The organism is Paraburkholderia xenovorans LB400, from assembly GCF_000013645.1.
GTDB classification, from domain to species: Bacteria; Pseudomonadota; Gammaproteobacteria; order Burkholderiales; family Burkholderiaceae; genus Paraburkholderia; species Paraburkholderia xenovorans.
In genome coordinates this window covers 1,211,656-1,238,635 of sequence record NC_007953.1, presented here as the reverse complement: position 1 = coordinate 1,238,635, position 26,980 = coordinate 1,211,656, and the positions used below count along the sequence as shown (strand labels likewise).

Genomic DNA, 26,980 nt, shown 5'->3' with positions numbered 1-26,980 from the left:
CACGATGCAGGGTTGGCACACAACGTTTTTGGGGATGCGTGGGCTCCCCCGCGATATCAGCGACTTCGAGATGAAGGCATTTTTCACCTTCGATGGTGCCGAGCGCGACGCAATCAATGCACGCCGAGGTGATTCCCACAAGCTTGGTCTGGCGCTCCATATTGGTTTCCTGCGCATGAGTGGGCGTTTGCTCGGTGCCTTTCGGGTAATTCCAGTAGCCTTGTGGCGCCACCTTGGCAACGAGCTTGGCATTGCAGCACCAGAAGTCGCCTCGCTGAGAGCCATGTATGAACGCGGGCGCACGCTATTCGATCACCAACAAGTAGCCTGCACGGTCCTTGGATTCCAGTGGATGAGCGAGCACCAGCGCCGCTCACTGGTACGTGAACTGCGCGACGAAGTGGCGCGCTGCGCCGACCGCGATCAGCTACTCGTGCGGGCGCGTCAATGGCTGTACAAGAACAAGCTGGTGATCGTGCACGAGCGGGCAATTCGGACACTGATTGCGGCGGCACTTGCCCAGCTTGAAGTTGAAACAGGCACCGCCATCGCCGCCAGCGTTGATCCAGCAACACTTGATCGCTGGCGAGCCTCAGTTTCAGAGCTGCGCCCAGATGGACAAACCCAGCAGAGTTGGCTATGGGCTGCACCGGCGAAACACTCAACCCGCCAAATCAGCGAGGTACTGGAGCGCATCGACCTGCTTTACACGCTGGACGTTCATAAGCACCTGGCAGACATCCCCGATCTCATCTTGCGCCGCTACGCGCGCCGACTTGTCTCCAGGCCGCCCTCAGCCGGAGCCAAGATCAAAGAGCCAGCGCGCACCGTGGAGGTCGCATGCTTTCTTCGGTATTGCCTGTTCACCACCACAGACCAGTTGATCCTTATGGTGCAGCGCCGGATCGCCGATCTGTGGCGTCAGGCTGCCGCCGATGTCCCCGCTACCGTCAATTGGGCCGCAATGTACAAAACGCTGCTCGGCGAACTTGTTGCCTTGAGCGCGCAAGGTGCGGTGCCAGATGCTGAGTTGCGTGCCCGTCTTGAAGCCTTGATCACCGAAACCCAGAAACGCAAACCACCGAGCAGGGCCTCCCTGGTCCGCGAGGGATTGATTGATGGAATTCGCCCCGTGCGGTCGTTGCTCGTCGCCATTGCAAAGCTGCCCTGGCAGGCCACCGGCGAGCATCCTGCCATCGAGTACCTTGCCAAGCTGCAAGCTTTATATCTCAAAGGATCCAGAAAGCTGCCAGTTGAAGTGGTGGCACCAAGTCTGGGAATGATCTGGCAGGTTTCGATCTCCAGCCCAGACCGGGAACGGGCGTTTCAGGCGTTGGAGGTGGCCACCCTGTTTGCCCTGCGCCGCGCGGTGCGCAATGGCTCGGTCTGGATTGAGCACAGCCTGAGCTTTCGGGGTCGTGCGCGCTTGTTCTTCACGGACGAGCGTTGGCAGGCAGAGTCCAAGAAACACTATGCCCGTCTATCGTTACCCAGCAAGGCTGCCACTTTCTTGAAGCCTTTGCTGGCCAGAGTAACTGCCGGTGTCGATGCGGTGGCCGCTGCAGCCCGCAGTGGCGTACTGCGCGTGGATGATGAACTCCATTTGTCGCCATTGCCCGCAGAGGACGAAGACCCAGAAGTGACCAAGCTGCGCGCGGCTTTGGATCACCGCATCGGTGAGGTTCAATTGCCGGAAGTGATTCTGGCCGTTGACGCCCAGGTGCGCTTTAGCTGGATCATGCTCGGACGTGAGCCGCGCTCTACCGACGAGCTGCTGATGGTCTATGCCGGCATCATGGCCCACGGCACCAGTCTGACTGCGGTCGAATGCGCGCGCATGATTCCGCAATTGTCTGCCACCAGCATTCGCCAGGCCATGCGCTGGGCGCGGGACGAACGGCGTCTGAGCCAGGCCTGCCAGGCTGTGCTGGAATTCATGCAGCGACACCCGATTGCCGCCACCTGGGGGCGGTCCGATTTGGCATCTTCTGACATGATGACCATGGAGACCACCAAACGGGTGTGGCAAGCCCGGCTTGATCCTCGGCGCAACACACCTTCCATTGGAATCTACTCCCATGTAAAAGACCGGTGGGGCATCTTCCATGCGCAGCCCTTTGTGCTCAATGAGCGCCAGGCGGGCGTGGCCATTGAAGGTGTCATCCGCCAAGAAAAGCTGGAGACCAGCCAGCTTGCTGTGGATACCCATGGCTACACCGACTTTGCCATGTCACATGCCCGTTTGCTTGGTTTTGATCTTTGCCCGCGGTTGAAGGAACTCAAACAGCGCCACCTCTTTGTGCCACGCGGCACCAAAGTGCCCGCAGAAATCGCTGCGGTGTGCGAAGCCAATGTCGACGTCGCTTTGATCGAAAAGCATTGGGATAGTCTGGTGCACCTGGCAGCCTCGGTCATGAGCGGACATGCCAGTGCGGTGGCAGCTCTTGCGCGGTTCGGTTCTGCCGCCCAGGGCGATCCAATCTATGAGGCTGGCGTGCAATTGGGGCGGTTGCTGCGTACGGCGTTTTTGGCTGACTACTTTGTCAAGGACGCTTTCAGGAACGAGTTGCGCCGGGTGCTCAATCGGGGCGAGGCTGTTAACGCCCTCAAGCGCGCCATTTATACCGGCCGGATCAGCCCGGCGCAGGCCAAACGTGTCGATGAAATGCAGGCTGTGGCCGATGCGTTGAGCCTGATGGCCAACATCGTGATGGCGTGGAATACCTCACAGATGCAGGCGGTCCTGGATCGCTGGTCGAACCGCCGCCAGGTCATTCCACCGGAACTGATCGGGAAGATTGCGCCCACCAGGCTGGAGAGCATCAACTTGCGGGGTGTGTTTCGCTTCCCGGTTGACCGCTATGCTGACCAAATCCTGCCTTCGCGGCCAAATGCATCGATAACTGGCACCAATGGATGAAACCGACCACGGTTTGACGCCACGAATCGCAGATTTGAAAGTGAACAGGAAAGTCAATGAAATCAACGATCTACCAACACCACCTCCGCGCCAGTGCTAGCTTTTCGTACCGTCACTTATTGCACTGAAAACGAGGAGACCCCGGCGCGGGCGGCCCAGCCCTGGCCGTTCGCGCTCGACCCGTTGCAGTTGGCGCGCCTCGCGATGCGCGCCTTGCCGGACGCAGACGCCTGGGTGGCCTTGCACAGCAACCCCGGCCCCGAACACGTCTTCGTCGATCCGCAGACTAGGCAGTTGACTGGCCTCATCGACTTCGGCGATGCGTATTTCAGCCACCCGGCGCTCGATCTGCGCCGATGGCCTCGGCCCATCGATCGGGGCCGCGGTTCACGCCGGGTACTGCAGCGAGGAGAAAACGAGCGAGAGGTTCAACCAGACATGGCGCGTGGCCTGTGTGCTCACCGACATGCTCGCCATCGCACAGAGTCCGGAATGCCGCACTGCAGGGCTCGTCGAGTTGGAAGAACTTGTCGAGCGGTTGCGCTTACGGCTTACGTGATGGCTGTCTTGGCGCCGACCGATCACCCGCGAAAGGGTAGTACCCCCATCCTCTGGAGACACGGGGAGCCGCTACAACGCCGCGGTATTCGCTTTCAGCGTGCGATCCAGCTTGCGGTGAATGAGTGATACCAGTGTCAGGATGTCCAGGGCATCTTGTTCGGACATCGGCCAGTTTGTCTTGGGGGCATGGGCGAGTGGGTTGCGCACGGCGCCGAAGAGGCCCACCAGCAGATGGGCGAAGCCTTTTTGCTCGCTCTTCTCAGATTCGGTGGCGAGCGAACCGAAAACCAGGATCGGGTTTTGCGTCGAAAACGTCCGGCTCACTAACTCGGCGCCATCCATGGTCAGGCCAGACATGGAACGGATGCGCTCGGCGACACCTTTGGTCGACTCGAAGACGGCATGGAAATAGTTTTCATCCAGCAGTTCGGCGCGACAGTAGTTGAGTACTTCAGCATGGACTTTGCGGCTTTCAAGTGCCGACTTCAGCCGGCAGGCGCGCGAGCGCGCGGCGTCCAATGTCGTAGTGCCTTCAGACAGCTCGCCAGACCGGGACGATCCTCGCGTTTTCCGGACGCTTGGTCTTCATAGAGATGCGCCGGATCAACACCGGCCGCGACCAGCGCATCGCGCTGCAAGTCCGTCGCCTGGGAGCCATCCGCCTTCGATACTCGCATGTAGCCAATCAGCATCTTGTACCTGTCACATATACGTTCGATTATGTGACAGTTTGCATCGGGAAGCTCTGCACGTCAAAATTTGTCACTTAACCCGTCATTCTGTCTAAGGCATGCAAAGGGTAGGCTAGGCTCATAATGTGACAGAAATTCCGGGGGGATGCCTTCCTTCGCGAAGGTGGCGCGCAACTGTTCCAAGGAAGCGGGGTCGCGCCGACCATAGGAAGCCAACGCGAACAGCGAGCGTGCCGTCTCGGGGTTGTGTCGTGCTTCAATGATGGCCTCATCAATGGCCTGGATTGCACGCTGCCAGTGATCGACGGGTTCGGGCTTCGGCGCTTTCGCCGGCAGGCCACTGGTGAACCCGGTTTGGGGCTCGGACCAGAATAGCTTTGCGTGCTCGCCTGGCGGGCTTATATCCCTCACCTCAATCAAGCTGATTGCCGTTGCCGCCGCCTCCAGCATCTGCAACCGTACTGCCGGGTTCAGGGTTTCATACGGTCGCCACAGACTTTGCCCAGCACGCAGCGGATGCCCGCAGCATTCCCAGATTTGGCGGAGATACCCCGCGTAGGTGCCGCACGTCGAAAGCGGGGTGTTCAGCTCATCGAGCAGCGTGCGTAGCAGCCTAAACCACAATCCGGCGTGGATGCGTCGGCGCGGCAACTCCACGTGGCCGGTCGTCAGTGCCTGCCAGGTACGCTGGTCCATCGCCGCAATCGCGTCGCTGGCAGTGCGCGGTTCGGCGTCGGCGTTCTCCCAGCCGAGAAACCGCCCTGGCACGCCCCAATAGGATTCCAGCCAGCAGCCATGCAGTGGGCAGCTCAGCATCAGGGGCAGCTTCCACGCGAGCAGTACGGCTTGGTTCTCCGGATCGTTCAGGCAGAGCGGACAGGCGCGGTGTATCGGTTGGGTGGGCAGCCAGGCACGCCAGCTCGTGATGGATCGCGTCTTACGGCGGAGTCTCGGCAGCAGTACCGAGAGCTGGAACGCATAGGTTTCCAATGCGGCTGGAATCTGATCATCAAGGCTGTCCAGTAGCCAAGGCACCCAGCCGGCGAAACTCATGCAGCGCAGCCGATCCAGCTCGATACCGCTCCGCTGGGAGAGCATCGCCAGCAGCGCCAGTGGTGGCGCGGTGTCCAGGTCATCAACCTGGCCGTGACCAAGATCGTGCTCCAGCAGCTCGGACACTTCCATGTGATAGCAAAGGGCCACGCGGTTGAGCCACGAAGACAGGGCTTCGGCTTCCCTGGGTGCCGGATGCAGTGGCCAGCGTGGCGCTGGCTTCACATCAGTTCCCGCTCGAATTGCCGCCGCCGCTCGCTGGGACCGGTGTAATCGGCCATGCTGAGCGTGCGGTGGTTGATCGCTTCCTCACTACTCTCCACGGCGGCCACGGCCGCCGCCATCAATAGGTGCGCCAGCTCGCCAATAGTGCCCTCGCTGCGCGTGAGCAGGTAGCGAGCCATGTCCAGCGTGGCAATCGACGAAGGTCGCCGCAGCGGGAGCGAAGCCGCGAAGCTGGCCAGCAGTGAACAGCAATCGTCGTTGGCCTCCCACACCGGCAGCATCATCGGCTCGAAGCGATTTTCCAACTGGTCATCCGAGCGGATGGCCAGGTAGGCGTCGCGTGTGCCCACACCGACCAGCGGGATGCGCAATTCGTTGCCGAGGAAGCGCAGCAGGTTGAGGAATTCCCGGCGGTTGACGCTGTTGCCGGCCAGGACGTTGTGCAGCTCGTCGATCACCAGCAAACGCACACCGAGCTTGCGCAGCAGTGTCAGCGCCAGTTGCTCTATTTCCGGCAGCCGTGGGCGCGGTCGCAATGGTGCTCCCATCGCCGCGAGCAGCGCGACGTAGAAGCGGATCACCGATGGCTCGGACGGCATCTGCACGACCAATACCGGGATGTGCTCCTGGTCGGCGTCGGAGCTGGCCGGGTGGGCGCGGCGGAACTTCTCGACGATCATCGACTTGCCGTTGTTGGTTGGACCGACCAACAGCAGGTTGGGCATGCGTTGTTTGTTTGGCCACGTATACAGGGCTTCCAGCCGGTTCAACGCCTCGACTGCTCGCGGATAGCCGATCCAGCGGTCGGCGCGAAGGCGATGGATGCGCTCGTCCGCCGGGAGACGGGCCAAGCCCTGGGCCGCCGGCAGCAGGTGGGACAGGTCGATGATGGGATATTCGTCCACGGCTACCACTCCTCAATCTGGTCGAACGGTTTGGCAGGTGGCTGGTTGTCCGCCTGCGGGTCTGCCATGTCCGTGTCCGCTGGTGGCGTGGTTTTGACAGGTTGTTCCGTTGACTTGAGATGCTGGCGTCGATCCGCGTCGCGCCGCGCCTTGCGCGTGGCTTTCTGCGCAGTGGTCACGATTTCGCGCATCTGCCCGATCATGCGGAACAGCGCCGACTCATCCACCTGTTCGCGCCCTTGCTGCCGCAATTTCGCCAGCGCCTGCCGTTGTTCCCAGAGGGTGACAGCCGGGTGCGACAAGGTACGGTATGGAATTTCCAGATAGTGCTGCCCCTCCGGCTCCAGCACCCAAATGCGGCTGATGTCGCGTGGGTCGCGCCGGATCAGGAACGCAGGCAGGCGGTCGCGCCGAGCTATCCACGGCTTGAGCGCATCGGCGTAGTAGTGGATGTGGTCGATGACGAAGCCAGTGCGGGTCAGGGTGCGGCGGAGGACGGGCAGGAAATCGACCAGAAAAGCCGTGGTGCGAGTGATGACGGTTGGAACGCCGGTACGCGCGACAGCTTCGGCCCAGCGTGCGGCCGGCGGTTGGAGCAGGCCGTTGTGCACGGAGCCGTGATAGGTGCCAACCGCCAATGCGAGCCAGCGTTCCAGCTCGCGCAGTGTCAGGGCGGCCATCTTCTCGGAGGCGTATTCCCCGCGCTGGTCAGGGTTGGAGAAGGTCGTCCCCGGCAATTCGTCGTGGATCATTTGCATCGCCGTGCCGATGATCCGTTCCACGATGCCGCCATAGTGCGGCTGCCCGAGAGGCCGATAGTCCAACCGGATGCCATGCTGCTCGCAGCCACGGCGTAGCGCCTCGCTCTTGAATTCGGCCGCGTTGTCCAGGTAGAGCAGCGCGGGCTTGCCGCTCATCGGCCAGTCCATTTCCACGTCCAACCTTTCCAACCAAGGGCGCTTGTCGCAACCGGCGTGTGCGAGGCACAGGCCGACCGAGACGGCAGATGGCGCTTCTAACGTGACCACCATGCCAACCACGCAGCGGGTGAACACGTCGATGGCGAGGGTCAGGTACGGACGGCCAATCGGTTGCCGGTCGCGCTCGTCCACCACGATCAGGTCGATGACTGTGTGGTCGATCTGTACCTGCTCCAGCGGTGCGGAGACTGGCGGAGGAACACCGCCAACACCTTGCAGGATGCGGGACGCATCCTGGCCTTCCCGAAGTCGAGTGGTCTTGAGTGGATCAAGGCTGGCGATCCGCAACGCGACCGTGTTGCGCGCCGGCATCCGCAGCTTTTGCAGCTTGCACACCCGCGCAACTTCACGGTGGAACGCCGCCAAGCTGCGCTTCTGCTTGGTCAGGAAGCGCTTTTGCAGTAGCTCGCGGATGATTCGTTCGACCGACTCCGGCAAGCGGCCTTTACCTTTGCCACCGCTCGACTGTCCAAGAGCCAAATCAGTGACCAGCCCCGAACCTTGCCGGGCACGGCGGATCAGGACGTAGACCTGCCGCCGGGACAGACCCAGCGCCTGGGCTGCTGCGTCGGCCGCTTCATGCCCGACCGTCTCCGACTGCGCCAACGGCCCAATGATCTCCGCGCGGCAGCGAGCACGCTCCCATGCCTGTTCTGACAGGGTGGCTACGCCGCGCTCGGCAATCGGTACGGTATCGGTCGCCATGCTCGCCTCGCTTTGGTGCACACGAGTATTGAGCATAGACGAGTTTCGTGCAGAGGAGTCCTGATATCGGGCTGTCAGGAGCCGTATGCACAGCAGGCTTCATGTCTCGTTGATTGGTGCAGTCGTCTTCTGAAAATGACAGAAGGCGCAGACCGGAGCCATGAGTTTTGCCGGGAGACAAAAAGGACCGATTTTGTGCCATAGAGTTGGGTGACGATCTCCAGGAATTTGTAAAAATTTGTGCGCAGCGCAACGGGCGACCGTGTGCTTTTGCCTGTCGCGGAGCGGCAATGCGAGCTATCGAAAGCGTCAACCGGGACGATCCGAGCGTCGAGGCGCGCAGCGATGCAATGACACTGCGGTCGCCCGAGTGGCGGATCGCGCAAGCGGTTTTCGCTTCCATCGCGGAAGACCGGCTGTTTTTCCAGCATGAGGTGATCGCCGCTATCGACGCTCCCGCGGACATCCTCTATCGCGAAGCGCTGGCGCGGATGACGGTGGATAACGAGGTGATGCTGCCGGGCCGCTTCATTCCGGCGCTGGAACAACTCGGGCTGATGCGTCCATTCGACTGCTACGTCCTGCGCCGTACGCTGGACGAGATCCGGCGTATGCCGGCCGCGTATCTCGGCTGTAACGTGTCGGCTCAAAGCGTTCGGGACGATTACTGGTGGACATCGCTTTTTCGCGAACTGGCGGCCGAGCCTCGGGTTGCGGCCCGGCTGGTGGTGGAAATCACCGAGTCAGTTCCGGTCTCGCCGGTTGAAGGGCGCGCGTTTGTCCAGCGCTTGAGAGGGCTGGGCGTTCGGATTGCAATCGACGATTTCGGCGCGGGATTTTCCGCAGATGCCGCGCGTATGTGCGAACCCGACATCCTCAAGATAGACCGCTCGTTTCTGCGGCGTGTTCGACAGGGCACGCTTTGCACGGCTGAATTCAACCGGCTGGTCCGGATGGCGCAGGGCACCGCACCGCTCGTCGTCGTCGAGGGTGTCGAAACACCCGGCGATCTCCGGGTCGCCCGTGATGCGGGCGTGCAGTGGGTTCAGGGCTATTACCTCAACGCTCCCCAACGCGTCGGCTCCGACCCGCCGATTCGTGAGTTCGGTTTTCTCTCCGCTCCCGGCACGCCCTCCGAATAACCGGAATTGTTGGCTGGGCTAACCCAGCCCGTTCTCGTGAAACGAGTTTTTCGTGACACGTGAGAGGTAATCCTGGCACGCCAGGTCGTGATCGATATGAGAACCGGAGCACAGCATTTCGTCGGCAGTCTTCTTCTTCTTTGTCTATCCGCCGGGTGCTATGCGGAGGACCCGGCTACATTCTCCTATCTGATCCGTTCGGCGACTGGAATCGCGAATCCGGGAAGCGCGGCGTCGGCCGCCTTTCCCGATCATGGGTGTGCCGAAGCAGGCGCGTTCCTGCTACCCGCTGCGTTTGGCGATGCCGGAATGAAGGCGTTCATTCCGGCGGATGCGATCCGGAAGGCTTGCGCGTTTCACCCCGCGAACCCGGGCGCATCCAGCCCGAGTTTCCCGGCAACCAACGCGGTACAGCGTGCTCCGGACGCAGTCGAGACGCAGCCAGGTAGCCGGCGGCTCGACGCGTTGTCCGCGCCATCGGCCGACATGGATTCCTCGCCGCCTGGAGTCGCCCGGAACGCCGGGGACGTGACCCCTTCTACAAAGCCGGTGGAATCGCCGGCGGGCGCGTCGATGCCGGGACGGATGGATTGGGCTTTGCCCGCAGGCCATTTCCATCAGCCGAAGAAGCACGCGGGGCCGACGAACCAGACGATATCAGCGGCTCATTACCGGTGGCTTCTGTTCGCATCCGTGCTGGTTCTGACGGTCGCTCTGCTGGTGTTGTTCGGCGCGTCCGGCGCACTCCTTTACCTGCGGTGGTTTAGCGAACGCGCGATTCTCGCTCGCGCCGTAAATCGTGGATTGAGACGTAACGAGTTCCACCTCGAATATCAGCCTGTCTTCTATACCAGAACCCGTAAATGCATAGGGCTGGAGGTGGCGCTGCGCTGGAAGAACGAGGCGTATGGCCTGCGGGGAGAAGGGTGGTATATGGACAAGCTGGTCGATCGCCGTTCTACCCGCAAGCTCGTCGCTTTCGTCCTCTCGACTGCAGAGACGGAACTTGCCGGTCTCGCCAATGGCCGCAAGCTATATCTGATGGTCAATTTGTGGAAAACATGCCTGGAAAGCGAAGAGTGCCTTTCGTTGATCGCCGCGACGGCAAGATCGTTCACTGTCAGCCGGCTGGTGTTCCAGGTCAAGGCTGACGACCTGCCACAGCAGTTGGGCAGCCTCGAGCGCCTGCGCGCGGATAGGGTTCGCGTTGCCCTGTCAGGGATACGGACAACGACTTCGTTAACCGCCTCCGCGCTGCCTGCCGGTTTGGAGTTCATCAAGATAGATCGCGATGTCATGGGGCTTGATGAGGCAGATCGGCTGTGGACGCTCCAGACGATAGCGGCTGCAGGCCGTCAGCTCAATATCGCTGTGATTGCAGACGGAGTCGAAGGAAGCGGCCAATACCTTGCTGTCGGGCGAGCGCGAATCGATCTGGCACAAGGCTTTTTCCTTGGCAAGGCGATACCCGTAGCGCAGCTTCCGGTATTTTTCGCCAGGCTGGACTGGTGGCAGGGAAAGCACGTTTCAACCGGGAGCGCCGCCAGCTTCGCGTGAAGCATTCCGCTCCGCTCCCGGCTACGCTGGTTGAGTCAATCTCGTGCTGCAAAAAAAGCCGGCTTCGGCGGGCAGGGCGCCGGCGGCGATGCCCGGACCGACTTCAAGGGCATGGATGCTGGCTAATGTCACCCCGCTATGGCACGTCGCGGCGAACGCGCCGGGGCAACGCTGCGATTCCTCGTAGATCGGCAGGCCGTCGGGCGTCATCACCCGCAGCGACCCCCATAGCCGAACCACGGACGCCTCGGCGAGCCGTGGGAAGATTCTCACCGCGAGGTGGCTGAGCTTCGCGCCGGCTCTGACGTCGGTGCCGTCGTCGAAGCCGGCCTCTTCATGACTGCTGCCGAGCAGCACCGAGCCTTCGGCGCTCTGGCGCAGACAATTGCCGGCGTAGGGGAAGAACGGTTTCAGCCGTTCGGTGACGACGATCTGGCCGCGCTCCGGCGCTACCGGCATGCTGAGGCCGACCTGGGGCGCCAGCTTTGCCGCGCCGAGGCCGGCGGCGATGACTAGCCGCCGGCCCTCGATCCGACGTCCCTCCGACAGCACGATAAAACCATTGGGCCGGCAGATGATTTCGTCGATGCGAAAGTTCGGCCGGTAGCTCCCGCCGGCCAGTTGCAGGCCCTTTTGCAGCGCGCGGAGCAGGTAAAGCGGGCTGACGTGGGAATCAAGCGGAGAAAATGAGGCGCCCAGCACGTCCGGTCCGAGGCCGGGCAGCATCTCGGCGAGTGCCGACCGGTCGAGCATCTCGATGTCGATGTCCCCGCCAGCGGCCCGCGTGCGGGCGATCATGTCGCGCCGGCCCTGCAACTCCGCTTCCGACAAGCAGAAGTGCAGGCCGCCAGACGGCCGCCAGCCGATGTCGATACCGGTCTGCGCCTGCAATGTCGAAGCGAAACGCGGCCACATCCGCGCCGCGCGCAGCGACCAGTGCATATAGCGCGGCGTGCCCACGCCCTTGCCCTGCAGCCAGATCAGGCCGAAATTGCCGCGAGCCGCCCGAAAGGCGACATCGCCCTCGTCGAGCAGCGTGACGTCCGCGCCGGCGCGCGCCGCGCCCCAGCCAATGGCCGAGCCGATCAGCCCACCGCCGATCACGATGAGGTCATGCCCGCTCATGCCGGCCGGCTGCGGCCGCGCGCCGCGAAGTGAAGCGGTGCGAGCCCGGCCTGTAGCCAGTTCACGAGCGTGACGGCGTCATAGACCGGCAGGCCGAACTCGCGCTCCATGGCGGCCGCATAGGGCGGTAGATTGGCGCATTCGCTGATGATCGCGCCAATGCCGGGGTGCCCGGAGAGCATCCGGGCCGTGGCGTCCAGCGCGTCGCGCTCCTGTGCCGCAGCGTCCACATGCATCCTGTTTTCGCGCATGCCGGTGCGGATAGGGCCGTCATAAGGCAACTCACCCAGCGGCAGGCCGAGGGGCGCTCCGACGTTGAGAAAATGCCGATCGGTAATCGACGCCTTGTCGGACACCAGCACACCCACCGTCCGGCCCTGCGGCAGCAGACTCAACACCAGCGGGATCTGCATCAGGCTCGACGAAGCGAACGGCACCGGGCTGTAAGCGCGCAGTTCGGGATGAACGGCGGCAAGGAACCCGCAGCTCGTGGCGATGGCGCGCACGCCGGTTGCGACGAGATCGTCGATTGCGGCGTAGAACGCGCCGAGGCTCTGGGCCGGATCACGCTCGATGACGTCGCGCGGCCGCACTCCGCGCACCACCCGGAACTGCACCGGAAAGTCCCAGGTCGCCGCGTGCGCGACGTCGCCGGGCAGCCGTGCGAAGCCGGTATCGAGCACGATCATTCCGATCAAGGTGCCGTGCACCGGCCGAGGTTTTGCCGCCGCGCGCAAGCTATTGGGCGCGAGCGTCATCGGCCGCCTCGCTGCGGCTGGCCGCCATGCCGTTCCAGCGGCGCACGGCATCGGTGTCGATGTCGAACAGATCGAGCGCGCGGCCGACGGTATGGTCCACCATCTCATCGAGGCTGCGTGGCACAGCGTAGAAGGCGGGAACGGGCGGCATGATGATCGCCCCCATTTCGCTTAACGCCGTCATCGTGCGCAGGTGCCCGAGATGGAGCGGCGTCTCGCGCACCATCAGTACAAGGCGTCTGCGTTCCTTCAGCGTGACATCCGCCGCGCGGCTGATCAGACTGGAGGTGACGCCGGAGGCGATTTCCGACATCGTTCGCACCGAGCATGGCGCGATCAGCATGCCCATCGTGCGGAAAGAACCGCTCGAAATGGACGCGCCGACATCGTCTACCTTGTGGACGACGCTGGCCTGCGCCGCGAGTTCCGCCGGGCGCCGCGACAGTTCCTGCGCCAGGGTCAGATGCGCTGCCCGGCTGATGACGAGATGAGTTTCGACACCGGCGCGCATCAGCGCATCGAGCGCCCTGACGCCGTAGATGGCGCCGGACGCGCCCGTGATCGCGAGCACGAGCCTGCGCGTCGCTCCGTCATTCATGGCCTGTCCTGTCCGCATTGGGGAACCAGTCGGCCAGATTGATCTGGTCCGCCAGCCTGATCTTCTTGCGCTCGAATTCGCCCTGCCGGTTGAACGGCTTGGTGGCGTCGATCAGCAGGCGTCCCCAGTGGTCGCGCTGCTCGTCGCGATAGAAGGAGGGCGTCTCGGGGATGATCAACATGTCCTTGTCGGGCCGGCAGCGGGTGAGGATCGCCCACATGACGTCGTCCATGTTGTAGATGTCGACATCCTCGTCGACCACGGTCACGACTTTGGCCCAGATCGGCTCGGCGCCGATCGTCGAGAGCATCACCTGGCGCGCATGGCCTTCGAACTGCGGATCGATCTTGATGATCGCATGGGTGACGAAAGGCTGGCAGGTGACGTCGACGATGCCCGGGAGCGCGGCGCTCAGGCGCTGGTAGATATTCGCGGACACCGACAGCTCCAGCGTCAGCACTTCTTCCGCCGATCCGCACAGGATCGAGTGGAACACGGCGTTGGGCCGCACGGTGACGCCGAGCACCTCGAACACCGCGTTGGGTCCCACGGGCACGTAGTAACCCATGAATTCGCCAAACGGCCCTTCTGGGCGCCGCACATCGGGCAGGAATCTGCCCTCGATGACGATTTCGGTGTCGGCCGGTACTTCGAGGTCGATATGGCGGCATTTCCGCATCGCGATGGGGCTGCCCTTGAGGCGAGCGGCGACTTCCAGTTCGTCGACGTCGTAGGGCAGCGGCGCGGCGGCGGTGAGAAAAGAGGTCGCTGGCGCGCCGATCAGCATGGCTGCCTCCAGGGGCTTGCCCATCTTCTCGGCCTTCTCGTGGTAGATGGTCAGGTGATGGCGTGGCGCGAGACGGCAGCGCAGCTCGTTGTCGCTCACGTACATGGAGCGGTGAAAGGACAGATTGCCCACCCCGGTTTCCGGATCCTTGGCGAGAAACATCGCCGAAGTGAAATAGGGGGCACCGTCACGGTCCGAATAAGTGATGAGCGGCAGGTCGGACAGCTTGCACTCGATCAGGTCGTCATCTTCTACATGGGTGAAGGGCGGCTGGTCGCCGGTGCCGCTGCCGAGACTGGAAAGATTGCTCCACTGGCGGCAGAAATCGGCGGCGCGAATGCCGATCACTTCGGCCAGCCGGTCGCGTGAGCCATAGACGTTGGTGACGACGGGAAAGCGGGAGCCTTTTACCCTGGTGAAAAGAATCGGCTTGCCCCAGCGCTTTTGCGCCTGGAACGTGACGGCCGCCAGCTCATGGAACGGGTCGATTTCCTTCTCTACCACCAGCAGATCGCCGCGCTCTCTCAGGCGCGCCAGGTAGTCTCTCATCGAATTCTCCGGGGGGACGGGTTGATGTCGAACATCGCCGACATGGGCGGCCGGCTGGACGTGGCAGCCTCGTGCGAGCTGCGCAGGCGATAGCGATCGCCCGGGTAAAGGAAGCGGCTGCGCGTTACCGGTACCTTGCCTCGCCAGGTACGCCGGTCGATGAGCAGGCACGGCTGGTCGCCCGCGATTTCGAGCAGCCGCAAGCTCTCGGGGTCCGCGCGCACCGCCCGGATGCTGTTTTCGACCGCGGTGACTTCCGTCTCGCACAGCAGATAGGCGTGCGGAGTCACGCGGGTGAAGTCCTGATCGAGATAGGCGGGCGCCTCCAGCGAATTGACGAAGCGGTCCTCGACCTGTAGCGGCGTGCCGTCCTCCTTGTGCAGGATGCGCGAGTGAAACAGCACCGCGCCTGCCGGTACGGGCAGCAGGCTTGCCAGCGGATCGTCCCGGTCCAGCGCCCGGAGTGAAATCACCTCGCTGGTATGGATGCCGCCGCTGTATTCGATTTCTTCCGAGATATCGGGCAGATCGAAGATCGCGCATGGCACGCGCGGGCCGACGACAAAGGTGCCCCGCCCTTGAATCCGGACCAGCAAGCCTTCGTCCTGCAATTCCTTCAGGGCGCGGCGCACTGTCAGCCGGGACGAGCCGAATTCAACGGCGAGTTCTTCCTCGCGCGGCAACTGGAAATCGGCTCGCCATTCATCTGCCTGAATGCGTTGTTCGATTGCGGTCTTGATCTGTGCGTAAAGGGGCTGCTGGGCTTGCGGAAGCTGCGGCATGATTCGTCGTCCGTGTCATAACAACATCAGTATATACGTAAAATAATATCGCAATGCAATCTCTGAATTGCCGCGACGACGCATGCCGTAGTGGAATGAAAGCGCATTGTCGCGGCGTTGCAGGGAGCGTACTTCAAGCCGTTAAACGCGCCTGCGTCGGCCGGATTGCGCGTGTTCCCCGGTGCGCCTCCTTTCCATGGGCGCATTTCCGCGGCATCAGAGAAGCCGAATTTTGGCGCTTGACAGGCAAAAAATGGCCACTTAACGTTTGTGCAATGACATGATTTCTTATACGAAAACATATCAATACGCCGCACATGAGCTTCGTCAGTGCGGTGCTCTATGACATGAGACAGGAGAGTTTTTCTATGACGGGACATCTGCCGAAGCTCAGCATGTATATCGGCGGCGAGTGGGTAGAGCCGGCGTCGGGCGAATATTTCGAAACGGTGGATCCATTCACGGCGAAGCCCTGGGCGCTGATCCCGCGTGGTAATGCCGAAGACGCCGACCGCGCGATACGCGCCGCCGACAAGGCGTTCCGCGACGGCCCGTGGCGTGCCATGCATCCGTCCGAGCGCGGTTTGGTGCTGCAGCGCTTCGGCCAACTCATCGGGCAACATGCCGACGAACTGGCCGGGATCGAGGTGCGCGATAACGGCCGGCTGTTGGCCGAGATGCGCCATCAGATCAGAGGCATCCCGAAATGGTATTACTACTACGGGGGACTGGCGGACAAGATCGAAGGCGCCGTACACCCGGTCGAGCAGCCGGCGCTCAGCTTCACGCGGCACGAGCCGCTCGGCGTGTGCGTAGGCATCGTGCCGTGGAATGCGCCGCTGCTGCTGCTCTCGCTGAAGGCGGCGCCGGCGCTCGCGGCCGGCAACACCATCGTGCTGAAGCCGGCCGAATTTACGTCAGCGTCGGCGCTCAAGCTCATGGAACTGGTGGAGCAAGCCGGTTTTCCTCCCGGCGTCGTCAACGTGGTGACCGGCTTCGGCAAAGAGGTGGGCGAGCCGCTGGTCGCGCATCCGCTGACGCGGCATCTGGGTTTCACCGGCTCAACGGCCACCGGCTCTCACCTCTATGCGCTCGCCGCGAAGGACGTGAAGCGCGCCAGCCTCGAGCTGGGCGGCAAATCGGCCAATCTCGTCTTCAACGACGCCGATCTGAACAATGCCGTGCGCGGGGTGGTCGGCGGAATTTTCGGGGCAGTCGGGCAGACCTGCATTGCCGGCTCGCGCCTCCTGGTGCAGCGCCGCATCCACGACGAATTCGTGGACAAGCTCGCGGCTTTCACGAAAACGGCGCGCATCGGCGACCCGCGCAAACCGGAAACCCAGATCGGTCCGATCGCCAACCGGATGCAGTACAACAAGATCCTGGGCTATATCGACATCGCGCGCGAGGAGGGCGCCGAGCTGGTGATGGGCGGGGCGCGCCCCGATATCGCCGAGTGCGGGGAAGGATTCTTCATCGAGCCCACCATCTATACCGGCATCCGCAACGACATGCGGATCGCGCGCGAGGAAGTGTTCGGGCCGGTGCTCGCCACCATTCCCTTCGATGATCCGGAAGAAGCCATCGCCATCGCCAACGACAGCGACTTCGGATTGGGTGCGGGTGTATGGACCTCCGACATGCGACTGGCACTCAGGATGAGTGAGCGGCTGGAGGCCGGCAGTGTCTGGATCAACACCTATCGCGACATTTCGTATACGACGCCCTTCGGCGGCTACAAGAAAAGCGGCATCGGCCGGGAGAACGGCATCGAGGGCATTCGCGAATATCTGCAGACCAAGGCCGTCTGGATCTCCACAGCGGAAGAAATCGAAAATCCGTTCGTCATTGGCTGACCGGAACGTCAGCCGAACAGCCAGGAGCATCGATGACAAGCAGGACGAACATGCGAAAAGGCAGTGAGATTCTCGCCGACGAGTTCTCACTCAACGGGACCGACCTCGTCTATCACGTTCCCGGCGAAAGCTTTCTTTCCGCCCTCGACGCGCTGGCGGTGCGCCATCCCGAGGTCCGGCTGATCGCCTGCCGGCACGAGAACGGCGCGGCGCAGATGGCCGAAGCCTATGGGAAGCTGACGGCGCGGCCGGGCATCGCCTTCGTCACCCGCAGCCCCGGCGCGACCAACGCGGTCAACGGTGTGCACACCGCCTTCCAGGATGCGTCGCCGATGATCCTGGTGGTGGGGCAGGTCAAGCGCGCGCTCATGGAGCGCGAGGCCTTCATGTCCTACGACTTCCGGGCGATGTTTGCGCCGATGGCCAAGTGGGTCGCGCAGATCGACTGCGCCGCGCGCATCCCGGAATTTGTCCAGCGTGCCTACCATACGGCGATGACCGGGCGCATGGGACCCGTGGTTCTCATTCTCCCGGAGGACGTGCTCGAAGAAGAAAGCGATGTCGCACCCGGCAAACGGTATGTTCGCGCCCGGGCCGGCGAGCCGTCCAGCAGCCAGGTCGATTCCATCTTCGGCATGCTCGCCGAAGCCGCGCGTCCCTTGCTCGTCGTCGGCGGGTCGGGCTGGACCGAGCGGGCGCGCGACGACATCCAGGCTTTTGCGCAGGCAAACGGTGTGCCGGTCGTGACTACCTTCAGGCGCCGCGACATCATCGATCATCGCCTTCCGGTCTACGCCGGCGAGATCGGAATCGGCTCGAACCCCGCGCTGCTGACTCATGTACGCGAGGCCGATTTCGTGCTCATGTGCAACGATGCGCTGAGCGACGTCAATACGATCGGCGCGGGCTACATGGAGGGCTTCACGCTCTTCGATATTCCCGTGCCCCGCCAGCGTTTCGTGCACGTCACGGGCAATTTCGACGATCTGAACCGGGTTCATCAGGTCGACCTGGCAATCCTCGCGGACAACGACGCGTTCGCGGCGGCGCTGAGTCGCCACGAAGCAGTCGACGCGAGCCGCCGCACGGAATGGTTGGCGCGGCTGCGCAGCAGCTTCGAGATCGAAACCGCTCCGTCGCCGTGTGCCGGCCCAATCGATTTGCCGCGCGTGATGCAATGGCTGCGCGAGCGTTTGCCGGACGACGCGATCGTCACTAATGGCGTGGGCGCGTACGCCACCTGGAGCCAACGCTACTTTCCCCATTACCGGCTGCACACCCAGCTTGGTCCGATCAGCGGTTCGATGGGGTACAGCCTGCCGGCCGCGATCTCCGCCAAGCTGCTTTATCCCGAGCGCGTCGTGGTCGATGTCGTCGGGGACGGCTGCTTCCAGATGAGCGGCGAGGAACTGGCCACAGCCGTCCAGTACGGCGTCAATATCGTGGTCGTCATCTTCAACAATTCGATGTACGGCACGATCCGGATCCATGAGGAGAACCGGCTGAGCGGACGGCGTCATGGGACCGACCTCGTCAATCCGGATTTCGCGGCGCTCGCGAGAGCCTATGGCGCGCATGCCGAGAAAGTCGTGGCCACCGGGGAATTCGGCCCGGCCTTCGAACGAAGCCTCGCCGCTGGAAAGCCAGCGGTGATCGAGTTGCTTGTCGATCCCGAGGCCATCCACACCCGCTATTCGCTGAGCGATCTTCGAAAACGCCGGGAAGCACGAGAACACTGAAGAAACCGGAAACCCGCGGCGCCCAGCGCCGCAGCAGATACGCCAACAAGCACAACCCAGCCGGATGCGAAAGCGCCGGCCGTCCACAAGAGGAATCTCGAAATGTTGCTGAAGACCTTACGCTCGATGTCTGCCGCTTGCCTCGTGGGCGGCGCCCTGTTACTCACCACCACGGGCTTCGCCTTCGCCGACGATGCCATCACGAAATCGGTAACCACCGACCCGGCGCTGCACGCGATGCTGCCCAAGGAAATCAGGGATGCCGGTGTCATCACGTTGGCGACCGACGCGCACTATCCGCCCTGCGAATCCTTTGCCGACGATAACGTGACCATGATCGGCTGGGAGCCCGATTTCTGGGATGCGCTCGGCAAAAAGCTCGGCGTCAGGGTCAAGCCTGGCTCGCTGGATTTCGACAATCTCATTCCGAGCATTCAGAGCGGGCGTTCCGATATCGCCATGGAATGCATCTCCGATTCGCTGGAACGCGAGAAGCAGGTGCTGTTCGTCGATGTGTCGATTTCGACCAATGGCGTCTACGCGCTGGGTAACAGCCCGATCACCAGCGATCCCCTGTCGCTGTGCGGACTCAAGAGCGGTTCGCAGACCGGCACGACGTTCGGAGCCAGCGTGGACACGGTGCTTTCGCCGCTGTGCGTCAAAAACGGCAAACCCGCGATCACCAAAGTCGAATTTCCTTCGGAAGACGCGACGCTGCTCGCCCTTTTGTCCGGCCGGGTGGACTTTCTGGTCAATGACGCTTCGTCGGCGGCCGAGCTGAAAAAGAAATCGCAGAAGCCGATCAAGCTCGTCACGCTGAGCGTTCTCCCCAAGTGGTTCGACGGAATCATCATGAAGCCCCAGCGGACGGACCTCGCCAAAGCGCTGCTGGCCGGCACCCAGGCGATTATCGCCGACGGGACCTACGACAGGATTATGAACAAGTGGCAGCTCGACGCGGTCAAACTCGAGACCCCCGGAATCAACCTGGTTTCCCACGGTGCGGTCGCCAGGTAAGCACTGTCCAAACCGATCGGCGGGCCGCGCACGGCCCGTCGACATGAATCGGGTGTCCTCCATGGAAACTATCGATATCCACGCCAGGGAAAAGAACAAGGCCGTCTTCGAGTCCGCGTCGACTTTCCGTCCTGAAGACGGCATTCCCGATCACGAACTGGAAGTCCTCTCGGGGCGCAAGTGGGGCAGGTGGCTCGCTGCAGTCATCATGGCGGTCCTGGCCGTCTGGCTGGGCTGGGGCGTGGTCACCAATCCGAACTTCCAGTGGGACGTCGTCTTCCAGTATCTCACCGCGCACGTCGTGCTTAGCGGGCTGGGCCTGACACTTTGGCTCACGTGTGCCGCGATGGCGATCGGTATCGTGCTCGGCACACTGCTCGCCGTGATGCGCACCTCGAGCAATCCATTTCTGAGCGTGCCCGCACAGCTTTACCTGTGGTTCTTTCGCGGCACGCCTGTCCTCGTGCAGCTTATCTTCTGGTTCAATCTCGCGATTCTCATTCCGCAGATTTCGATTGCAATTCCCTTCGGACCGGTTCTGTTCCATGGCTCCGCCAATGACCTGATTACGCCGTACACCGCGGCGTTGCTCGGCCTTGGGCTTAACGAGGGAGCCTATATGGCGGAGATCGTGAGGGCGGGAATTCTTTCCATCGACCCCGGCCAGCAGGAGGCCGCGCGAGCACTCGGCATGACGCCGGCGCGCATCCTCCGGCGCATCGTATTGCCCCAGGCTATCCGGATCATCGTGCCGCCGGCGGGAAACGAGACCATCGGCATGTTGAAGACCACGTCGCTGGTCAGCGTTATCGCGCTCTCGGACCTGCTTTATTCGGTGGAGTCCGTCTCGTCGCGGACTTTCCAGACGATCCCGCTGCTGGTCGTCGCCTGCATCTGGTATCTCGTCGTCACGAGTGTCCTTTCGCTGCTGCAATCGCGCATCGAGCGGCACCTCTGTCTGACCCGCCGGGCACGCAAAGCCGGCTCGTGGATGCGCGTATTCGGAGGAATTGTTCGATGAACCACCCTATGGTTTCCGCCATCCAGGTGCGCAAGTCTTTCGGCAATGTGCCGGTTTTGAAGGGCATCGACTTTCAGGTGCAGGCGCGCGAGGTGGTCTGCCTTATCGGGCCGTCGGGCTCGGGCAAGTCGACTTTTCTCAGATGCATCAACCATCTTGAGCACATCGACGGCGGCGCGCTTTATGTCGACGGGGAGCTGGTCGGCTATCGGCGGCGCGGCGATTACCTTCGGGAACTCCGCGAGTCCGAGATCGCCGCCAAACGGGCTCAGACCGGTATGGTGTTCCAGCGGTTCAATCTGTTTGCCCATATGACCGCGCTGCAGAACGTCATGGAGGCTCCGATACAAGTATTGCGCCGCCCGCGCCGGGAAGCGACCGAGGCGGCCGTCGCGCTGCTCGAGCGCGTCGGACTGGGCGAGCGTCTCGGATATTACCCGCACGAGCTCTCGGGCGGACAGCAGCAACGCGTTGCGATCGCGCGGGCTTTGGCCATGCAGCCCAAGCTCATGCTGTTCGACGAGCCGACGAGCGCTCTCGACCCCGAGTTGGTCGGAGAAGTGCTGGACGTGATGCGCGATCTGGCTACCGGCGGCATGACCATGATCGTGGTGACGCATGAAATGCGCTTCGCGCGCGACGTAGCGGATCGCGTGGTCTTTATGGACAACGGGACCGTGGTAGAGACCGGTCATCCCGAACAGATATTTGGCCATCCATCGCATGAGCGAACGAAAGCCTTTCTGTCGATGATCGCCTGACACCTATCTCGAGACCTACTTATGCGAGGGGCACGCACGCGGAATTACGATGCCATCGTCGTTGGCGGCGGCATAGTCGGCTGCGCGACCGCCTATTACTCGGCGCGGGCAGGCCTCCGGGTGCTCGTGGTGGAAGCCAGTAACATTGCCGCCCAGCAATCGGGCCGCAATCTGGGCTTCGTAAGACAGCAGGGCCGCGATTTCCGCGAGCTCGAGTTGATGATCCATGCAGCCCGCTTGTGGCCCCAGCTCGAAGCCGAACTGGGCCGCGACATCGGCTGGCGGCAAGGCGGCAATCTCGCTCTCGCAACCGACGAATCCGACAGGGAGCGCCTCGCGCGCTGGGCCCGCCGCGCGGCCGATTACGGTCTCGATACGCAAATGGTATCGCGCGAAAAGGCGATGGCGCTCGCGCCGAAGCTGGCCGCCCCATTCGTCGGTGCGATGTATACGGCGAGCGACGGCAAGGCGGAGCCCGCGCGGACAACTTGCGCCTTCTACGACGCCGCGCGCGCGCTCGGCGCCGAAGCGGTCATCGGAGCACACGTCGACGAAATCGTGATGAGTGGCGGCGGCGTCGCCGGCGTGCGGATAGGCGGCAAGCTGTTCCACAGCGATCGTGTCGTTTGCGCCGCGGGCGCGGGCACCGGAAAACTGCTTCGCAAAGCGGGGCTGGTGTTTCCGCAAAGCACGGTACGTGCGACCGTCGTGCGGACCGAAGCGGTGCCGTTTGACATCGCTCCGTGTGTGTCCGGGCGGGTTGCCGGCATCAGGCAGGCAGTTGACGGCACCCTCCATCTTTCCGTCGCGGGGGGTGACTACGACCTGGGTACGAGCGTCTTCTCCGATTTCCGCTGGTTTCGCCATGCGCTGCGCGAGAGCCACGGCGCGGTGACGCTGAACTACCTGCATGCGTTCAAACGTCTTCTGCCGGACAGATCGCCGGCTGCGGTCCCGGACCTGGCGACAGGCAAAGCCGATCCCCGTCCCAGTCCGGCCAAGGCGAAGGCGGCACTCGACGAGTTCGACAGCCTTTTTCCGGCGCTCGCGAAACGGCGCGTTGTGGGCAGTTGGGCAGGTCTCATCGAAAGCACGCCCGACATGATCCCGGCCATTGGCTCGGTGAGCGGAATCATCGGGCTGCTGGTGGCGAGCGGCTTCAGTGGTCACGGGTTCGGCCCGGGACCGATGGTCGGCAAGATTCTCGCCGACTTGCTGTGTGGGAAGGCGGAACCCGCGTACCTTTCACACCTGTCGCCAGATCGCTTCGCCAGGGCTGTATGGTCGCCGCAGCCCGTGATGAGCTAGGCGTTCCGTACCGTTTGTATTTCGCGTTCCGGCAACCGGGGCCCGTCATCCGCGCGATATTTCTGCCGCGTTATCAACGACCTGGAAACGTGCCGCACGATTCACGCCGTGACGGACAGGCGCGAGCGGTTCAACGGCTTCGCGAAACGGCTGAGGTTCGGCGGCGATGTTATCGACGGGAAGCTCCGGCAAGAGCGGCGCACCATCATCCAGTACAACCAGCTCGTCGAACAGGGTCATCCTCTACAACGCTCGCCGTGTCCGCTGCTGTGGAGCGAAGGAAAACGACTCGCGCAAGCGGTTTCAGGTCAGACCGTTCTCGTAAGCATACCGGATCAATTGTGTGTAGGAAGTTGCGCCGATCTTCCTGGAGGCGTTGTATTTCTGCGTGGAGATGGTGCTGGGGGAGCGGCCCAGTTGGGATGCGATCTGGGCGAGCGACCGGCCTGCAACCAATAGGCGCACAACTTCCAGTTCTTTGGGCGTCAGCCTGGCCTTCGAGGTGTTGGGGTGATCCATCGATGCGCCATGAATAATGGACTGCACGGCAGGAGAAAGGTACGGCGAGCGACTGATCTTTACACGCGCGCATGCTCGCGCCAGTTCACTGATGGAATCCGTTTTGCTCACCAACGCCCCTACACCCACGCTAAGCGCTCTTGTAAAGATTCCAGCGTTGACCAAGGCCGTCAGGAGAACGATTTTTACATCCGGATGCCGGCGACGGAGTTCGGCTAGCAAGCCGAAGCCATCTACCGAGCGGTCTTCACGCGTCATCGAAAAATCCGTGACGACCAGATCCGTTTCTACCTTGGATAGCGCGTCGAGTAGATCTTTTCCGTTCGCACACTGATGTACGACGGCGAATTGGGGGACTCCCTGCAGAACGGCGGTCATGGAGGCAAGAACAAAAGGGTGATCGTCCGCAATGGAAATTGTTGTGTGATGCATGGTCTGTGGTGTCTGAAGAAGAGGTAGCGCAACGACTGGGTTTCCCTTGGAATTTGGCCTGCCGGCAGGTCATGTATCAAGTCGACCCGAAGGAAGGAAAGAAATGTTCAAGGTAGCGAAACAGGTGTACACGGTGGAATAAGGCGGTGGCCGTGCGTGGCCGAGGAGACCCGTTCGTGACGCATTCCGGCCAGCGACGCACGCGTGGAGCGCCTGATGAGCCGGAACGGCACCCGCGCTTGCCACAAGCGCCGTTACCGCGTCACGACCGATTCCAGCCACAAACTGCCCGTCGCACTGAACCTGCTGACTCGCAAGGGCGCGCCGGCCGCGCCGAACCAGGCGCGGAGCGTGGACCTCAGGTACGTGGGGATCGACGAGAGTCGGCGGCATCGGGCGGTCGTGCTGGACTCGGTCAACCCGGAAGTCGTGGGCTGGTCCATCAAGTCGCGCGTGACGGCGGACCTGGCGACTGACGCATTGACGGCGGCGTGGTGTTACCGCAAGCCCGCGCGCGCTGCGCTGCGCTACTCGGACTGCGGTAGCCAGTGCGCGAGCCGTGGGTTTCGGCGCAAGCTGCGCCGGATAGCGCATGCGCTGTTTGATGAGCCGCAAGGGAAATGGCCGGAACAGCGCGCCGACGGAGAACTTCCGCAACAGCCTGAAGCACGAGCGGATGCGTGGCATGAGGTATCGCATGCATCGGGAGGCCACAGCGGACTTGTTTGAATACATTAAGGTGTTCTAAAACAGAAGCCGCCGTTATTCGTCGCTCGGCCTTGTATCGCCGACCCCGCTTTGCGGGACTGGCTCAAGGTTCAACAGGCAAAGGATGCGGCTGCATAACCCCAGGACCACTGGAAGGTGAAAAGCAGAGGGAAGGCATTTTTACCTGATGCAACCACCAATTGCAACCATAACGCATGGGAATAATTGATTAGGAGATGGTTTCATGGAAGCGGCTGAGTACGCTGCAAGATGTTCCTGCAGATCATGCTGCGGCCGGGTTCAAGAAACGCTTCGTGGACGCCGGCGCATCTTCAATACCCGCAGCCGTTGACACGTGAGCGGACGAAACGGATGACGGATCTCCGCCCAACCCGGATGCTCGTTGAGAGTGTGTCGTTCGCACCAGCCGTCCGGGCGTGGCGGACCGGGTCGCGCGGAGGGTCGTTCAACGAATCGCTCTGGAACACCGTTCGTCAGTTTCGCCCCCGCGGTAAGCGACAAAGCGGCCAGATCGATGCGGTTGCGAATGCGTCGGTGCGGCCGCACCGTCGCCACCGATCTGGAACTTTAGGAATCCCTCGATGGACACAGCCGGTGCTTCCGGGCTGGGTTCGATACTGCGGACGGTTCCTGGCTTTCGCTCGTCGAGGGGCCTTACCTGCCCTGGATTCATTCATGGCGCGTTGCGCTCAGCGCGGATCCAGGAGACTCTGGACGCGCAAACCGCGGGCATGGCAACGGTTGCGCGTCTCAAAACGCGGCGCCCGGCGCTGTTCGCGGATCGGCCGCTCGGAGCCACGGCTGGACGACAGGAGCTGTACGGGTCGAGAGGTTCACATACAGCGGTGCGGCTCCGCTGGGCTACTTACTCAAAGGGATTTGACTGGTGCGATTCATGGACATCGTTTCGCTCTCTTGAAGACCGCTTTCCCGGCGTGTCTGATCGCGTGGCTCCGGCAGGAGACGCGAGTTCAAGCACGCGCCGATGATGCTCGGCAGGGGTCTTGTCGACTTCCATTCGCGATGCCGGATTCGCTGTTTCCGCTCGTCGTGGGCGTTTTCCAGCGGATCCGCGGGGTGCGATTGCGCTCACTTTGAGTGGTTGCGAAGGACAATTCTCCTGGTTTGTGAAGCCGCAACTCGTTGTGGATCCACCGTGCGTCCTTGTGCCCGGCACCTGGCTGATCTCACGGTCTATCGCTTCAGCCCGGTTGAAACGATGTGTGTGAATCCCCCGTTTCATGGGCCTGACGCACCGGGTTCGTCAACGTCTCGCGCGAGCAGCCCATCCTGGCGGCGATCGACTGAATGGCCTCCGGTTGCGTCCGTCCGCGCCCGCTGATCGATGCTCGAACACCATGCGAACCGCGCATTGGCGTCCGTCGGCCGGATATTTCGGCGGCGTGTTTCATCCTGTCTTGTCGATATTTTCCATAAGCTCAACCCTCTCCGGAAAACTCGGGGTGCTTCACTGCCTGTTGACGGCTCGGCATCGGTGTCGCCCCGTCGGGAGCTTCAACGGATTTCCAGCGTGAACGGCGAAATATGGACGATAAGCGATTGGATATGCGAATGCCGGAACCGACAATTTACGTCGCGCTTTCGGTCTGAAACAAGACTTCATGCCTCGGCGCCAACCGCATATTCAAGATAAGGAGCAAAGATATGAACAAGAAGTACGCAATGACGGTGCTGGGCGCCCTCGCCGCAGCCACGATGGCTCTGTCGTCCTCGGCTCAGGCGTCGGACGGCGTGATCACTTTCAATGGCAAGGTGGTCGACCAGACCTGCAACGTCGCCGTCAATGGCGGTCCCGCAACCAGCACCGTGACGCTGCCGACGGTGGCTACCGGCTTGCTGGTGAATTCCCAGACTGCTGGCGACACGGACTTCACCGTCGCGGTGTCGGGTTGCACGGGTGCTGCTCGTCCCGCTGCCGTTCGCACCTTCTTCGAAGCAGGTCCTACGCTCGACACCGCGAACGACTACACCCTGTTGAATACGGCTGGCACCCCGGCCAAGAACGTTCGGGTCCAATTGGCCTACGCCGATGGCTCGGGACTGAAGGTTGGTGACAGCAGCCAGCACAGTGCCACTGCGGTGGCCACGGACAGCGGCGGGGCGACCATGCATTACATCGCTCGCTATTACAAGGTCGGCTCCGGCGCGCCGGGCGCGGGTGACGTCACGAGCTCGGTGACCTACTCGATCGAATACGTGCTGTAAGCACGCACGAGCGGCGGGCGGCCTGGCAGCCCT

At 62.5% G+C, this 26,980-nt stretch carries 22 protein-coding genes and 4 pseudogenes; 13 read left to right on the top strand and 13 right to left on the bottom strand.

Features of this window, described 5'->3' with window-relative positions; all coding sequences use genetic code 11:
• The first annotated feature begins 4 nt into the window (after nucleotides 1–4).
• The 3 genes and pseudogenes from BXE_RS42225 (at nucleotide 5) to BXE_RS47735 (ending at nucleotide 3,479) form a co-directional block, all read left to right on the top strand.
• On the top strand, nucleotides 5–2,920 hold the full coding sequence (locus BXE_RS42225; protein WP_003158660.1) for a Tn3-like element IS1071 family transposase: 2,916 nt from the start codon (nucleotides 5–7) through the stop codon (nucleotides 2,918–2,920).
• A 93-nt stretch (nucleotides 2,921–3,013) separates the two neighbouring features.
• Nucleotides 3,014–3,211 (top strand): annotated as a pseudogene (locus BXE_RS47740) (hypothetical protein); the annotation flags it as partial.
• 28 nt (nucleotides 3,212–3,239) lie between these two features.
• On the top strand, nucleotides 3,240–3,479 hold the full coding sequence (locus tag BXE_RS47735) for a hypothetical protein (RefSeq protein WP_233518941.1): 240 nt from the start codon (nucleotides 3,240–3,242) through the stop codon (nucleotides 3,477–3,479).
• 71 nt (nucleotides 3,480–3,550) lie between these two features.
• Here BXE_RS47735 and BXE_RS42215 read toward each other — a convergent pair whose 3' ends face one another.
• From BXE_RS42215 to BXE_RS42195, 5 genes and pseudogenes are all read right to left on the bottom strand, one after another.
• On the bottom strand, nucleotides 3,551–4,000 hold the full coding sequence (locus BXE_RS42215) for a TIGR02391 family protein (protein WP_013722008.1): 450 nt from the start codon (nucleotides 3,998–4,000) through the stop codon (nucleotides 3,551–3,553).
• A gap of 2 nt (nucleotides 4,001–4,002) precedes the next feature.
• Nucleotides 4,003–4,173, bottom strand: a pseudogene (locus tag BXE_RS42210) (recombinase family protein); the annotation flags it as partial.
• 60 nt (nucleotides 4,174–4,233) lie between these two features.
• A complete protein-coding gene (locus tag BXE_RS42205; protein ID WP_009288528.1) occupies nucleotides 4,234–5,451 on the bottom strand; it encodes a TniQ family protein in 1,218 nt (405 codons plus the stop codon).
• Nucleotides 5,448–6,356, bottom strand: a complete 909-nt coding sequence (locus tag BXE_RS42200; RefSeq protein ID WP_011494285.1) for a TniB family NTP-binding protein — start codon at nucleotides 6,354–6,356, stop codon at nucleotides 5,448–5,450. The genes BXE_RS42205 and BXE_RS42200 overlap by 4 nt, the downstream gene beginning before the upstream one ends.
• 2 nt (nucleotides 6,357–6,358) lie before the next feature.
• Nucleotides 6,359–8,041: a Mu transposase C-terminal domain-containing protein gene (locus BXE_RS42195; protein ID WP_011494284.1), complete on the bottom strand. Its 1,683-nt coding sequence runs from the start codon at nucleotides 8,039–8,041 to the stop codon at nucleotides 6,359–6,361.
• A 206-nt stretch (nucleotides 8,042–8,247) separates the two neighbouring features.
• Here BXE_RS42195 and BXE_RS42190 point away from each other — a divergent pair, with 206 nt between their 5' ends.
• Nucleotides 8,248–9,183: an EAL domain-containing protein gene (locus BXE_RS42190; RefSeq protein WP_233518887.1), complete on the top strand. Its 936-nt coding sequence runs from the start codon at nucleotides 8,248–8,250 to the stop codon at nucleotides 9,181–9,183.
• A gap of 96 nt (nucleotides 9,184–9,279) precedes the next feature.
• Nucleotides 9,280–10,740 (top strand): EAL domain-containing protein, encoded by a 1,461-nt coding sequence (locus BXE_RS42185; RefSeq protein WP_011494282.1) that lies wholly within the window; start codon nucleotides 9,280–9,282, stop codon nucleotides 10,738–10,740.
• Nucleotides 10,741–10,761: 21 nt separating this feature from the next.
• On the opposite strand, the gene BXE_RS42180 is transcribed toward BXE_RS42185, so the two are convergent.
• Genes BXE_RS42180 through BXE_RS42160 form a run of 5 tightly spaced genes read right to left on the bottom strand, consistent with a single transcriptional unit; the run spans nucleotide 10,762 to nucleotide 15,339 of the window.
• Nucleotides 10,762–11,865, bottom strand: a complete 1,104-nt coding sequence (locus tag BXE_RS42180) for an NAD(P)/FAD-dependent oxidoreductase (RefSeq protein WP_011494281.1) — start codon at nucleotides 11,863–11,865, stop codon at nucleotides 10,762–10,764.
• Nucleotides 11,862–12,623: an aspartate/glutamate racemase family protein gene (locus BXE_RS42175; RefSeq protein ID WP_011494280.1), complete on the bottom strand. Its 762-nt coding sequence runs from the start codon at nucleotides 12,621–12,623 to the stop codon at nucleotides 11,862–11,864. Before BXE_RS42175 ends, BXE_RS42180 begins: the two co-directional genes overlap by 4 nt.
• Nucleotides 12,604–13,221, bottom strand: coding sequence for a UbiX family flavin prenyltransferase (locus tag BXE_RS42170; RefSeq protein ID WP_011494279.1), 618 nt, complete (start codon nucleotides 13,219–13,221; stop codon nucleotides 12,604–12,606). The genes BXE_RS42175 and BXE_RS42170 overlap by 20 nt, the downstream gene beginning before the upstream one ends.
• Nucleotides 13,214–14,557, bottom strand: coding sequence for a UbiD family decarboxylase (locus tag BXE_RS42165; RefSeq protein WP_011494278.1), 1,344 nt, complete (start codon nucleotides 14,555–14,557; stop codon nucleotides 13,214–13,216). Before BXE_RS42165 ends, BXE_RS42170 begins: the two co-directional genes overlap by 8 nt.
• Complete coding sequence (locus tag BXE_RS42160) at nucleotides 14,554–15,339, bottom strand: UTRA domain-containing protein (protein ID WP_011494277.1); 786 nt, start codon at nucleotides 15,337–15,339, stop codon at nucleotides 14,554–14,556. Before BXE_RS42160 ends, BXE_RS42165 begins: the two co-directional genes overlap by 4 nt.
• A 395-nt stretch (nucleotides 15,340–15,734) precedes the next feature.
• Between BXE_RS42160 and BXE_RS42155 the strand changes: the two genes are divergently transcribed.
• The 6 genes from BXE_RS42155 to BXE_RS42130 all read left to right on the top strand — a co-directional run bounded on the left by BXE_RS42155 (nucleotide 15,735) and on the right by BXE_RS42130 (nucleotide 23,041).
• The gene (locus tag BXE_RS42155) at nucleotides 15,735–17,195 is read left to right on the top strand and encodes an aldehyde dehydrogenase (RefSeq protein WP_233518888.1); all 1,461 of its coding nucleotides are present in this window, start codon (nucleotides 15,735–15,737) and stop codon (nucleotides 17,193–17,195) included.
• Nucleotides 17,196–17,227: 32 nt separating this feature from the next.
• On the top strand, nucleotides 17,228–18,934 hold the full coding sequence (locus BXE_RS42150) for a thiamine pyrophosphate-binding protein (RefSeq protein WP_011494274.1): 1,707 nt from the start codon (nucleotides 17,228–17,230) through the stop codon (nucleotides 18,932–18,934).
• Nucleotides 18,935–19,036: 102 nt separating this feature from the next.
• Complete coding sequence (locus BXE_RS42145; protein WP_011494273.1) at nucleotides 19,037–19,951, top strand: ABC transporter substrate-binding protein; 915 nt, start codon at nucleotides 19,037–19,039, stop codon at nucleotides 19,949–19,951.
• Between the two features lie 61 nt (nucleotides 19,952–20,012).
• On the top strand, nucleotides 20,013–20,972 hold the full coding sequence (locus tag BXE_RS42140; RefSeq protein ID WP_011494272.1) for an amino acid ABC transporter permease: 960 nt from the start codon (nucleotides 20,013–20,015) through the stop codon (nucleotides 20,970–20,972).
• Nucleotides 20,969–21,733: an amino acid ABC transporter ATP-binding protein gene (locus BXE_RS42135; RefSeq protein WP_011494271.1), complete on the top strand. Its 765-nt coding sequence runs from the start codon at nucleotides 20,969–20,971 to the stop codon at nucleotides 21,731–21,733. The genes BXE_RS42140 and BXE_RS42135 overlap by 4 nt, the downstream gene beginning before the upstream one ends.
• 21 nt (nucleotides 21,734–21,754) lie before the next feature.
• Nucleotides 21,755–23,041 (top strand): NAD(P)/FAD-dependent oxidoreductase, encoded by a 1,287-nt coding sequence (locus BXE_RS42130; RefSeq protein ID WP_011494270.1) that lies wholly within the window; start codon nucleotides 21,755–21,757, stop codon nucleotides 23,039–23,041.
• 45 nt (nucleotides 23,042–23,086) lie between these two features.
• Here BXE_RS42130 and BXE_RS42125 read toward each other — a convergent pair whose 3' ends face one another.
• On the bottom strand, nucleotides 23,087–23,281 hold the full coding sequence (locus BXE_RS42125) for a hypothetical protein (RefSeq protein WP_011494269.1): 195 nt from the start codon (nucleotides 23,279–23,281) through the stop codon (nucleotides 23,087–23,089).
• Nucleotides 23,282–23,344: 63 nt separating this feature from the next.
• Complete coding sequence (locus tag BXE_RS42120) at nucleotides 23,345–23,992, bottom strand: response regulator transcription factor (RefSeq protein ID WP_011494268.1); 648 nt, start codon at nucleotides 23,990–23,992, stop codon at nucleotides 23,345–23,347.
• Nucleotides 23,993–24,178: 186 nt separating this feature from the next.
• On the opposite strand from BXE_RS42120, the pseudogene BXE_RS42115 reads away from it, so the two are divergent.
• Nucleotides 24,179–24,838 (top strand): annotated as a pseudogene (locus tag BXE_RS42115) (DDE-type integrase/transposase/recombinase); the annotation flags it as partial.
• 748 nt (nucleotides 24,839–25,586) lie between these two features.
• Here BXE_RS42115 and BXE_RS48430 read toward each other — a convergent pair.
• Nucleotides 25,587–25,795: pseudogene (locus tag BXE_RS48430) on the bottom strand (hypothetical protein); the annotation flags it as partial.
• 591 nt (nucleotides 25,796–26,386) lie between these two features.
• On the opposite strand from BXE_RS48430, the gene BXE_RS42110 reads away from it, so the two are divergent.
• A complete protein-coding gene (locus tag BXE_RS42110; RefSeq protein WP_011494265.1) occupies nucleotides 26,387–26,947 on the top strand; it encodes a fimbrial protein in 561 nt (186 codons plus the stop codon).
• Nucleotides 26,948–26,980 lie beyond the last annotated feature (33 nt).

Bases quoted from the DNA above. Each gene is read 5' to 3' on its own strand.
- BXE_RS42195 (WP_011494284.1), bottom strand. From the start codon at position 8,041: ATGGCGACCGATACCGTACCGATTGCCGAGCGCGGCGTAGCCACCCTG.
- BXE_RS42165 (WP_011494278.1), bottom strand. From the start codon at position 14,557: ATGAGAGACTACCTGGCGCGCCTGAGAGAGCGCGGCGATCTGCTGGTG.
- BXE_RS42130 (WP_011494270.1), top strand. From the start codon at position 21,755: ATGCGAGGGGCACGCACGCGGAATTACGATGCCATCGTCGTTGGCGGC.
- BXE_RS42225 (WP_003158660.1), top strand. From the start codon at position 5: ATGCAGGGTTGGCACACAACGTTTTTGGGGATGCGTGGGCTCCCCCGC.
- BXE_RS42145 (WP_011494273.1), top strand. From the start codon at position 19,037: ATGTTGCTGAAGACCTTACGCTCGATGTCTGCCGCTTGCCTCGTGGGC.
- BXE_RS42110 (WP_011494265.1), top strand. From the start codon at position 26,387: ATGAACAAGAAGTACGCAATGACGGTGCTGGGCGCCCTCGCCGCAGCC.
- BXE_RS42180 (WP_011494281.1), bottom strand. From the start codon at position 11,865: ATGAGCGGGCATGACCTCATCGTGATCGGCGGTGGGCTGATCGGCTCG.
- BXE_RS42140 (WP_011494272.1), top strand. From the start codon at position 20,013: ATGGAAACTATCGATATCCACGCCAGGGAAAAGAACAAGGCCGTCTTC.
- BXE_RS42135 (WP_011494271.1), top strand. From the start codon at position 20,969: ATGAACCACCCTATGGTTTCCGCCATCCAGGTGCGCAAGTCTTTCGGC.
- BXE_RS47735 (WP_233518941.1), top strand. From the start codon at position 3,240: ATGCGTATTTCAGCCACCCGGCGCTCGATCTGCGCCGATGGCCTCGGC.
- BXE_RS42125 (WP_011494269.1), bottom strand. From the start codon at position 23,281: ATGACCCTGTTCGACGAGCTGGTTGTACTGGATGATGGTGCGCCGCTC.
- BXE_RS42150 (WP_011494274.1), top strand. From the start codon at position 17,228: ATGACAAGCAGGACGAACATGCGAAAAGGCAGTGAGATTCTCGCCGAC.
- BXE_RS42185 (WP_011494282.1), top strand. From the start codon at position 9,280: ATGAGAACCGGAGCACAGCATTTCGTCGGCAGTCTTCTTCTTCTTTGT.
- BXE_RS42175 (WP_011494280.1), bottom strand. From the start codon at position 12,623: ATGACGCTCGCGCCCAATAGCTTGCGCGCGGCGGCAAAACCTCGGCCG.
- BXE_RS42160 (WP_011494277.1), bottom strand. From the start codon at position 15,339: ATGCCGCAGCTTCCGCAAGCCCAGCAGCCCCTTTACGCACAGATCAAG.
- BXE_RS42155 (WP_233518888.1), top strand. From the start codon at position 15,735: ATGTATATCGGCGGCGAGTGGGTAGAGCCGGCGTCGGGCGAATATTTC.
- BXE_RS42120 (WP_011494268.1), bottom strand. From the start codon at position 23,992: ATGCATCACACAACAATTTCCATTGCGGACGATCACCCTTTTGTTCTT.
- BXE_RS42170 (WP_011494279.1), bottom strand. From the start codon at position 13,221: ATGAATGACGGAGCGACGCGCAGGCTCGTGCTCGCGATCACGGGCGCG.